We start from the raw sequence: 9,185 nt of genomic DNA, 5'->3' as shown, positions 1-9,185 counted from the left end.
GCTCTTCGCGGTGCCTGCTATTGCTGCGCCGGTCGCCCCGCATTCGGCTCCAGCGGCGAAGAGCTCTTTACGCCCCTACCAGGGCCCGTCCGCCCCACCCCGCCCCCTCACGCCGGTGGGCTACCGCAGCGCGTCGGCCACCTCCTTCGCGGCCTCCATCACCCGCGGCCCGACCCGCGGGGGCACCGAGTCGGCGAGCATCACCACTCCCACGCTCCCCTCTATCCCGGATACCCCGAGCAGCGGCGCGGCGGCCCCGCTGGCCCCGGCCTCCAGTTCACCGTGGGTGAGCGCGTACCCGGGGTTGTCGACCTCGCCGCGGCGGGCGGCGAGGATGGCCCGGCCTGCGGCGCCGCGATCCAGGGGGTGACGGAATCCGGCGCGGTAGGCGACGTGGTAGTCGGTCCAGGTCGGCTCGACGACGGCGACCGCGAGCGCCTCGGCGCCGTCGACGAGGGTGAGATGGGCGGTGGCTCCGAGGTCCTCGGCGAGCGAGCGCAGGGCGGGCAGGGCCGCTTCCCGCACGAGCGGGTGCACCTGCCGCCCGAGCCTCAGCACCCCGAGGCCCACCCGGGCCCGGCCGCCTATGTCCCGGCGGACGAGCGCGTGCTGTTCCAAGGTGGCCAGGAGCCGGTAGACGACGGTCCGGTTGACGCCGAGCCGGGTGGACAGCTCGGTGACGGTCAGTCCGTGGTCGGTGTCGGCGAGCAGTTTGAGGACCTTCAGTCCCCTGTCGAGCGTCTGCGAAGTCTCCGCGGTCACGACGCCCCTCCTCCGATGAGTGGCGGCTCCCTTCGCGGTGGGGTCGCGGCGCCGGTCCCGTTCCGGCAGCGCGCGAGGAGAGGCCGCCGGCGGCTTGTCGTTATGGTCCGGCTGCGCTCCGCGGCGGCGCTGCCACGGGGCGTGTGCGTGACCGGCACGGTAGCGCCGCCGGTCCGCTCAGCGGAAGAGTCTGCCCACAATCCGGGCACCAGGGAGGGGAATTGCGCAATCCACTTTGTGGACGGGGCAATCCAGGGGGGCCATTGGCATTGCGGGGCTTTAGTGTGATCGCCATGCAGATTTCCCGAATAGCCACGATCGTGGCGGCCGGTGTCATCACCCCGGCCCTCCTCCTGGCCACGCCGGCGATCGCCGAGGAGCAGCCGGCCACGACGGGACAGACGACGGTCGAGCAGGGCACTCAGACAGTTGAACAGCCGGGTACGGTCCCGGCCGAGAAGACCGACAAGGACAAGACCCCTTCTCAGATCCCGGTGTCGGTGCACGGGATCCCGAATTCGCTCCGAGCGGGCGCGGACAAGCCGCTGACGTTCCAGATCTGGTACGACAACCAGAACGGGGACAAGGACGTGACCTTCACGCCTCACGTCCTCTACCTCCCCGCCAAAGCTGATGCCAGCAAGGCCGATGACTACGCCATCGAGCTCTGGCAGCCCCAGGCGGGCACAGACCCCGGCTGGTTGCGGGTGACGCTGGACAAGAGCTACAGCCCGGACAACAAGTCCTTCACGCGCTCCGGCTCGCTCGGCCGGCACGTGCTGAAGAAGGGTCAGATCGCGAAGTTCGACGTACAGCTGAACTTCGGCAAGCAGACCCCGGCCCACACGGCCCGCCTTCGGGTGACGGCCGAGAACAACCTGGCCGCCACCGCGGAGCAGGAATTCTCCGTACTGGCCGTCAAGCCCAAGCCCGACCCGAGCAAGAGCGCGACCGCCTCCGCCTCTCCGACCGCCACCGCGACCGCGTCCGGCAAGGCGACCGCCAGCGCCAAGCCCTCCGCCAGCGCGAGCGCCTCCGCGTCCTCCTCGGCGAGCCCGAGCGCCTCGTCGTCCACCGCTGCCGCCGGCACGGTGTCCGGCTCGGGCGGTACGACCGCCAACGGCGGCCGTACCGAGCTCGCCGCGACCGGCTCCGACCCGGCGACCCCGTGGATCGCCGGGGGCGGCGCCGTGGCGATCGTCGCGGGCGCCGGCCTGGTCGTCGCGACGCGCCGCCGCGCGAACGCGCAGGGCTGACACGCGAAGGGGTGCCGCCCCGGTAGGGCGGCACCCCTTCCTCGTGTCACCTCATGCGCGTGGCCCACTCGCGCACCTTGTTGATGCGGTCCGTGAGCTGTCCCGCCGTGGCCTCCGCGCTCGGCGGGCCGCCGCACACGCGGCGCAGTTCCGTGTGGATCACACCGTGCGGCTTGCCGCTCTGGTGGACATACGCGCCGACGAGCGTGTTGAGCTGCTTGCGGAGCTCCAGGAGCTCCTTGTGGGTGACCACCGGTCGCCGCTCGGCGGGGATTTCGAGCAGGTCGGCCTGCTCGTCCGGCTTGCGGCGGCTGTGCGCGATCTGCCGGGCCTGCCGCTTCTGGAGCAGCAGTTGGACCTGCTCGGGCTCCAGCAGTCCGGGGATGCCGAGGTAGTCCTGCTCCTCCTCGCTGCCGGGGTGGGCCTGCATGCCGAACTCGGCGCCGTCGTAGAGCACGCGGTCGAAGACGGCGTCGGACTCCAGCGCCTCGAAGGGCAGCTGGTCCTGCTCGCCGGTGTCCTCGTCCTGCTCCTTGTTCGCCTCGTCCATCTCCTTCTCGGACTCGGCGTAGGGGTCCTCCTCCTCGCCCTCCTTCTTGGGCTTGTCGAGGACGTGGTCGCGCTCGACCTCCATCTCGTTGGCGAAGGTCAGCAGCGTGGGGATGGTCGGGACGAAGACGGACGCGGTCTCGCCGCGCCGGCGCGAGCGCACGAAGCGGCCGACGGCCTGGGCGAAGAACAGCGGGGTGGAGATCGTCGTGGCGTACACGCCGACCGCGAGGCGGGGGACGTCCACGCCCTCGGACACCATGCGGACGGCGACCATCCAGCGGGAGTCGTCCTGTGAGAAGTCGTCGATGCGCTGGGAGGCGCCGCTGTCGTCGGACAGCACGAGCGTCGCGCCCTCGCCGGTGATCTCGCGGATCAGCTTGGCGTAGGCGCGCGCGGACTCCTGGTCGGAGGCGATCACCAGGGCGCCGGCGTCGGGGATGGACTTGCGGACCTCGGTCAGCCGCCGGTCGGCGGCGCGCAGCACGTTCGGCATCCAGTCGCCGCGCGGGTCCAGGGCGGTGCGCCAGGCCTGCGAGATGGCGTCCTTGGTCATGGGCTCGCCGAGCCGGGCCGCCAGCTCGTCGCCCGCCTTGGTGCGCCAGCGCATGTTGCCGCTGTAGGAGAGGAAGATCACCGGGCGGACGACGCCGTCGCCCAGCGCGTTTCCGTAGCCGTAGGTGTAGTCGGCGGAGGAGCGGCGGATGCCGTCGTTGCCCTCTTCGTAGGTGACGAAGGGGATGGGGTTGGTGTCGGACCGGAAGGGCGTGCCGGTGAGGCAGAGGCGGCGGGTGGCCGGTTCGAAGGCCTCCAGGCAGGCGTCGCCCCAGGAGCGGGAGTCGCCGGCGTGGTGGATCTCGTCGAGGATGACGAGCGTCTTGCGCTGCTCGCTGCGGTTGCGGTGCAGCATGGGCTTCACGCCCACACCGGCGTAGGTGACGGCGACGCCGTGGTACTCGCGGCCCAGCGGCCCGGCGCTGTACTCGGGGTCGAGCTTGATGCCTATCCGGGCGGCGGCCTCGGCCCACTGCTTCTTCAGGTGCTCGGTCGGCGCGACGACGGTCACCTGCTGGACGACGTGGTGGTGCAGCAGCCAGGAGGCCAGGGTCAGGGCGAAGGTGGTCTTCCCGGCGCCCGGGGTGGCGACGGCGAGGAAGTCGCGGGGCTGCGTCTGGATGTACTTCTCCATGGCGCCCTGCTGCCAGGCACGCAGCTTGTTGGCGGTACCCCAGGGCGCCCGGCCGGGGAAGGCGGGTGAGAGATGGTGATTCGCGGTGGTGGTAGTCACGGTCTCCGTCGGCGGGGTCGGCGGTCGGCAACCGCGTCAGCCTACCCGCGTCGGCAACGCCGTCCGTGTGCTACGTGCCGGGTCCACCCGGCGGTGGGACGGACCTCACAGTCCGGGCGACAGCTCCGCGGCCTGCCCCCGCGGCCGCAGCCGCGTGGCGACGTACGCCCCCGCCAGCGCCGCCCCCGCCGAGAGCACGAACACCGCCACGAACGCCCCGGCCGGCGCGACCGTGTCGTGCGCGGCCGCAGACGAAGACCCCCCGCCAAGAGCAAAAAGCACCCCCGCCAGCCCCACCAGCACCACGCTCCCCAGTGCGTCCGACACCTGGAGCGAGGACGCGTTCGTGCCCTCCTCCCCCGGCCGCGACAGCCGGAGCGTGAGCACGCCCACGCTGGAGATCGTCAGCCCCATCCCGTAGCCGACGAGGAGCCAGCAGACGGCCACCAGCCACACCGGCACCGCGTCGATCAGCACCAGCGGCACCGCCGCCACGGCGATCGCCTGTACCGCCATGCCCAGGCCCATCAGCCGCTCCCGGTGGGGTTCCAGGCGGGCCCGGCTCAGGGTGTACGAGCCGAGGGCCCAGGTCAGCCCGCCTCCGGTGAGCGACAGCCCGGCGAGCGTGGCCGACAGCCCGCGCTCGGTCACGAGCATCAGCGGGACGAAGGTCTCGGCGGCCAGGAAGGAACCCTGCGCGAGGCCGCGCAGCAGCACGACGGAGGGCAGCCCGCGCCCGGCCAGGAAGGTGCGGGCGGGCAGCAGCAGCCGTACGCACGGTACGAGGAGGGCGAGCCCGGCGACGGCGGGGACGGCCGACAGCGGGCGGAGGTCCTGGCCCGCGTACTGGAGCAGCCCGGCCCCGGCGGCGACGCCGAGCGCGAGAAGGATCCGGCGCCGGTTCATCGTGCCCGCGTTCTTCCCCGGCGGCAGCGCGCGCAGGGCGGGGAGCATCACGGCGAGCGGCAGGAGTATCAGCACCGGGATGGCCAGGAACACCCAGCGCCAGCCGAGGTTCTCGGTGACCGTTCCCGCCACCAGCGGTCCCACGATCACGGGGACCACCCAGGCGGCGGAGAAGGAGGCGATCACAGCGGGCCGCAGCCGTTCCGGATAGGCACGCCCCACGACCACGTACAGGGCGACGATCACGAGCCCGGAGCCGATGCCCTGCAGGCCGCGCGCGGCCACGAACATCCACATCCGCTGCGCCGCGCCCGCGCCCACCAGCCCGGTGCCGAAGGCGGCGATGCCCGTGAAGAGGGGTATGAGGGGGCCGGAGCGGTCGCACCACTCCCCCGACAGCGCCATCGCGAACAGGCTCGCCGTGAAGAAGGCGGAGAAGGCGAAGGCGTACAGCCCGATGCCGTCGAGCGCGCGGGCCGCGACGGGCATCGCGGTGTTGACGGCGCTGGCCTCGAAGGCGATCAGGGAGACGACGGAGACGATGCCGAGGGTGAGGGCGCGGTGGCGGCGTCCTAGAACGCCTTCCTCCGGGTCCGTCGCGGCCTGGGTGGCGGAGATGGGATCAGCGGCGGTCATGGCCTTCAGAGTAAGTGGCGAAAGCCGGTTTGACCCCTGTCGCGCGAAGGAGATCCACTCGGCCTTGAGGCCTAGTCGCGCGGTCGGGCCGGGGCTCGGCCACAGGTCGGACACGGGTCCGTCGTCATTCGGTCGCGGTTTGATCATGACCGAGCAAACGGCCGATTTTCGCCATGGCCATGCCCATAAGCTTCCGGCCGGTTCGTACGTAGTTCACTGTTCAACCCCGGCGGTCGACGCCGGGCTGCACCAGGGGGATCCCTATGTCCATTCGCCATGTCGTCGCGGCCGCGCTGGTCGTCTCCGGCGCACTCGCACTGACCGCCTGCGGGCCCACCGAGGACGGCGGCAAGGACGGCGGCAAGGACGACGTCAAGGGTTCGGCGAGCGCGGCGCCGTCGCAGCAGCCGGGCGGCGACAAGGGCAAGGGCAAGAGCGACTACAAGGACCCCTGCGCGCCGCTGCCCAAGGGCCACAAGCTCATCAAGGTGAAGAGCGTCGAGGGCGCGATGAACAACATCATCGCGCAGGACGCCGCGGTGTCCTGCAACACGAAGATGGACGAAGGCGCCTTCTACCGCAACGAGGGCCCGACGAACACCTACGCCTTCGACAACGAGAACGCGAAGGTGACCGTCATCAGCCTGGACGGCCCCCAGGTCCGCCCGAACCGGCCCACCGACAAGACCCTCTCGGGCATCGGTCACGTCAAGGAGTGCGCGGACCCGAACCACCAGCAGTACGACAACCAGAGCAAGGCGGACCACAAGGAGTGGTGCGCCGGCCAGAACTACTACAACGTGACGCTCGGCCCGGGCAACAAGATCACCGAGATGGTCGAGCTCTCCGGATCGTGACGCCCCAGGGGCGTGGGGCCCGGCTCCAGCCGGGCTCCGTACCCCTCACGTCGTGAGCAGCACGCCCCCGTACGACACGCCCGCGACGACCACCCACGAGCACAGCCCCAGCGCCGCGACCCGCCCGCCCGTCCGGACGAGCGAGGGCAGGTGCACCGCGCTGCCCAGCCCGAAGAGGGCTGCGGCGAGCAGCAGTTCCTGCGCGTGCGCGGCCGCGTCCAGCGCGCCGCCCGGCAGCCACCCGGTGGTCCGCAGCGCCACCATGGCGAGGAAGCCGAGGACGAAGAGGGGGACGAGCGCGGGCCGTTTGCCCGTGGGGAGCGCCTGGCGGCGCTGTCGTACGGCCACGGCCACCGCCGCCACCAGCGGCGCCAGCAGGGCCACCCGCATGAGCTTGACCAGTACGGCGTCGCCGAGGGCGGCGGGCCCGGCGGTCTGCGCGGTCGCCACCACCTGCCCGACATCGTGGACGCTCGCGCCCACCCACCGTCCGAACTCCGCGTCGCCGAGCCCCAGCGGATGGTGGAGCAGCGGCAGTACGGCGATGGCGAGCGTGCCGCACAGCGTCACCAGCGCCACGGACGTCGCGACATCCTCCTCGTCGCTGCCCGAGACCTCGCTGACCGCGCCGATCGCGGAGGCCCCGCAGATGGAGTAGCCGGTGGCGATCAGCAGCGGCTGGTCGCCGCGCAGCCCGAGCCGGCGGCCGAGCCACAGCGTCCCGAAGAAGGTCGCGGCGACCACCGCGAGCACCATCGCGACGGTGGCCCAGCCCAGCCCCAGCACGTCGTCGAGGCTCAGTTTGAGCCCCAGCAGCACGATGCCGACGCGCATCAGCCGCTTCCCGGCCAGCGTCAGCCCCGGCTTGCCGACGCCCCGCACCCGGGCCCGTACGCCGGGCAGATGGGCGGCGGCGATGCCGAGGACGACGGCGGCGGTGAGCATGGGGACGGCGGGTACGAGCCGGTGCGTGCCCCAGGCGAGGGCCACGCCGGTGGCGGCCATGGCGAGCCCGGGCAGCTTCCCCGGCGCGGCCTTCTTCCGGGGAACGGACGTCGGCCGGGCGGAGGTCCGGGAGTCGACGACCGCCATCAGAACTCGTCGGCGGGCAGGTCGTACACGCGCCGCACGCTGGAGCCGAGCCGGGAGACGTCGGCACCGTAGACGTGGAGGGAGATGGCGACGGTCGAGCAGGCGTTGCGCACCCGGTGGATGTCACCGGGCGGCGCGAAGCCGCAGACGTCGCCCTGCCGGTTGACCACGTCCTCGGTGGCGACCAGGCGCGCGGCCGGGACGTCGGGGACGAGGCGGTAGCGGCGCTCGCTCTCGGTGCCCTGGTGGACGCCGGTGACGCACCAGGAGACGTGGTCGTGGATGGCGGTCCGCTGTCCGGGCATCCAGACGAGCGCGACGACGGAGAAGCTGCCGTCGGTCTCGGCGTGCAGGATGTGCTGGCGGTAGCGGTCGGGGTCGCCTTCACACTGCTCGGGGGTGAGCAGGTCCGGGGCGCCGAGGTGGGCCGCGAGCCGCTCGCCGACGAGGTAGGCCGTCGCGTCGGGCGCCAGGCCGCGGCCGACGGTCTCACGGATCTCGTCGACGAGCCGGCCGAGGCGCGCGGTCGTCGCTGTCGTCGGGGGTGCGGTGGGGGTGGTCATGGGTGCAGCGTCGGGGCGCCCGATCCATCACGTCCAACGACAGTTTTTAACCCGGCCGCCAACACCCGCTTATAGGTGCGCGGACATCCGGAACGGGAACTCAGCACCCGACCCGCCGCGCCGCGACGGCCTTGAGCTCGTCGAGGACGAGCGCCGTGGCGGGGATGCGCAGGTGCTCGCGGAGGACGTAGGCGGAGACGTGCCGCCGGCAGGCCGGGTCGAGGGCCCGTCCGGTGATCTTGTCGTGCCGGAGGAAGGACAACACCAGCCCCGGCATCATCGCGACCCCCAGCCCCTCGGCGACGAGCGACTGCACGACGAGGTTGTCGTCCGTTGTGAACGCGATGTCCGGAGCGAAGCCCTGCTCGGCGCACTCGTGGAGGAAATTGGTGCGGCAGCGCAGACAGCCGGCGATCCAGCGCTCCTCCGCCAGGTCGGCGAGTTTGACGGCGCGGCGGCGGGCCAGCGGGTGGCCTATCGGCAGCAGCACCGTCAGCTGGTCCTCGAACAGAGGTATCTCGACGAGCTCGTCGGGGACCTGTTCGTGCAGGCCGGGGTAGGTGAAGGCGAGCGTGATGTCGCACTCGCCGCGCACCAGCCGGCGCAGCGAGTCCGGCGGCTCGCCCTCCTGGAGCTCGACCCGCACCCCGGGGTGGTCGGCCGCCAGCCGGGCCAGCGCCTCGGGTATGAGGGTGGCTCCCGCGCTGGGGAAGGCGCACACCCGTACCCGCCCGGCGCGCAGCCGGGTCAGGGAGCTCATTTGCCGTTGCGCAGCGGTCAGGCTGTCGAGGATGACCTCAGCATGCCGCGCGAGGGCCTCGCCCGCCTCGGTCAGCCGCATCCTCCGCCCGACCCGGGTGAACAACGGCGTGCCGACGGCACGTTCGAGGGCCTTCATCTGCTGGGTGATCGCGGGCTGGGTGTACCCCAGGGCCCGGGCGGCGGCCGAATAGGACCCCGCGGTGACGACCGCGTGGAAAGTCTTGATGTGCCGGGAGTCGAACACGCCGGAATCATAAGCGGAATTTGGGATAGGGGGGCGGGGAGGGGTGGCTTACTTCTGGATCACTCAACATTTCCGGCATGGTGGACTTATGCACCGTTACACCTCATACGACTCGGTGGAACTGGCCTACCGGGTCCTCGGCGAGGGCGCCGGACCACCCGTCGTCTGCCTGGCCGGCGGGCCCGGCCGCGACGCCGCGTACCTCGGCGACCTCGGCGGACTGGACGCCCACCACACCCTCGTCGTCCCCGACAGCCGCGGTACGGGCGC

9 protein-coding genes are annotated in these 9,185 nt (G+C 72.0%); 3 read left to right on the top strand and 6 right to left on the bottom strand.

Annotation, left to right across the window (positions count from 1 at the left end):
• Positions 1 to 120 precede the first annotated feature (120 nt).
• A complete protein-coding gene (locus tag K6I33_RS26185) occupies positions 121 to 762 on the bottom strand; it encodes an IclR family transcriptional regulator (protein WP_229356997.1) in 642 nt (213 codons plus the stop codon).
• A gap of 293 nt (positions 763 to 1,055) precedes the next feature.
• On the opposite strand from K6I33_RS26185, the gene K6I33_RS26180 reads away from it, so the two are divergent.
• On the top strand, positions 1,056 to 2,018 hold the full coding sequence (locus K6I33_RS26180) for an LAETG motif-containing sortase-dependent surface protein (protein ID WP_229356996.1): 963 nt from the start codon (positions 1,056 to 1,058) through the stop codon (positions 2,016 to 2,018).
• 46 nt (positions 2,019 to 2,064) lie between these two features.
• Here the strand turns inward: K6I33_RS26180 and K6I33_RS26175 are convergent, their stop codons facing one another.
• Positions 2,065 to 3,855, bottom strand: coding sequence for a DEAD/DEAH box helicase (locus K6I33_RS26175; protein ID WP_229356995.1), 1,791 nt, complete (start codon positions 3,853 to 3,855; stop codon positions 2,065 to 2,067).
• Between the two features lie 105 nt (positions 3,856 to 3,960).
• On the bottom strand, positions 3,961 to 5,397 hold the full coding sequence (locus K6I33_RS26170) for an MFS transporter (protein WP_229356994.1): 1,437 nt from the start codon (positions 5,395 to 5,397) through the stop codon (positions 3,961 to 3,963).
• 263 nt (positions 5,398 to 5,660) lie between these two features.
• On the opposite strand from K6I33_RS26170, the gene K6I33_RS26165 reads away from it, so the two are divergent.
• Positions 5,661 to 6,254 (top strand): hypothetical protein, encoded by a 594-nt coding sequence (locus K6I33_RS26165; RefSeq protein WP_229356993.1) that lies wholly within the window; start codon positions 5,661 to 5,663, stop codon positions 6,252 to 6,254.
• Positions 6,255 to 6,299: 45 nt separating this feature from the next.
• On the opposite strand, the gene K6I33_RS26160 is transcribed toward K6I33_RS26165, so the two are convergent.
• From K6I33_RS26160 to K6I33_RS26150, 3 genes are all read right to left on the bottom strand, one after another.
• The gene (locus K6I33_RS26160) at positions 6,300 to 7,346 is read right to left on the bottom strand and encodes a YeiH family protein (RefSeq protein ID WP_229356992.1); all 1,047 of its coding nucleotides are present in this window, start codon (positions 7,344 to 7,346) and stop codon (positions 6,300 to 6,302) included.
• A complete protein-coding gene (locus tag K6I33_RS26155; RefSeq protein ID WP_229356991.1) occupies positions 7,346 to 7,909 on the bottom strand; it encodes a cysteine dioxygenase family protein in 564 nt (187 codons plus the stop codon). Before K6I33_RS26155 ends, K6I33_RS26160 begins: the two co-directional genes overlap by 1 nt.
• A 100-nt stretch (positions 7,910 to 8,009) precedes the next feature.
• Positions 8,010 to 8,915, bottom strand: a complete 906-nt coding sequence (locus K6I33_RS26150) for a LysR family transcriptional regulator (RefSeq protein WP_229356990.1) — start codon at positions 8,913 to 8,915, stop codon at positions 8,010 to 8,012.
• Between the two features lie 88 nt (positions 8,916 to 9,003).
• On the opposite strand from K6I33_RS26150, the gene K6I33_RS26145 reads away from it, so the two are divergent.
• Positions 9,004 to 9,185: alpha/beta fold hydrolase (locus K6I33_RS26145; protein ID WP_229356989.1), on the top strand; the 182-nt coding region annotated here is incomplete at its 3' end.

The organism is Streptomyces sp. UNOB3_S3, assembly GCF_020740895.1.
Taxonomy (GTDB): Bacteria; Actinomycetota; Actinomycetes; order Streptomycetales; family Streptomycetaceae; genus Streptomyces.
The sequence above is the reverse complement of the archived record's forward strand: the minus strand, read 5'-3'. Positions and strand labels throughout refer to the sequence as shown.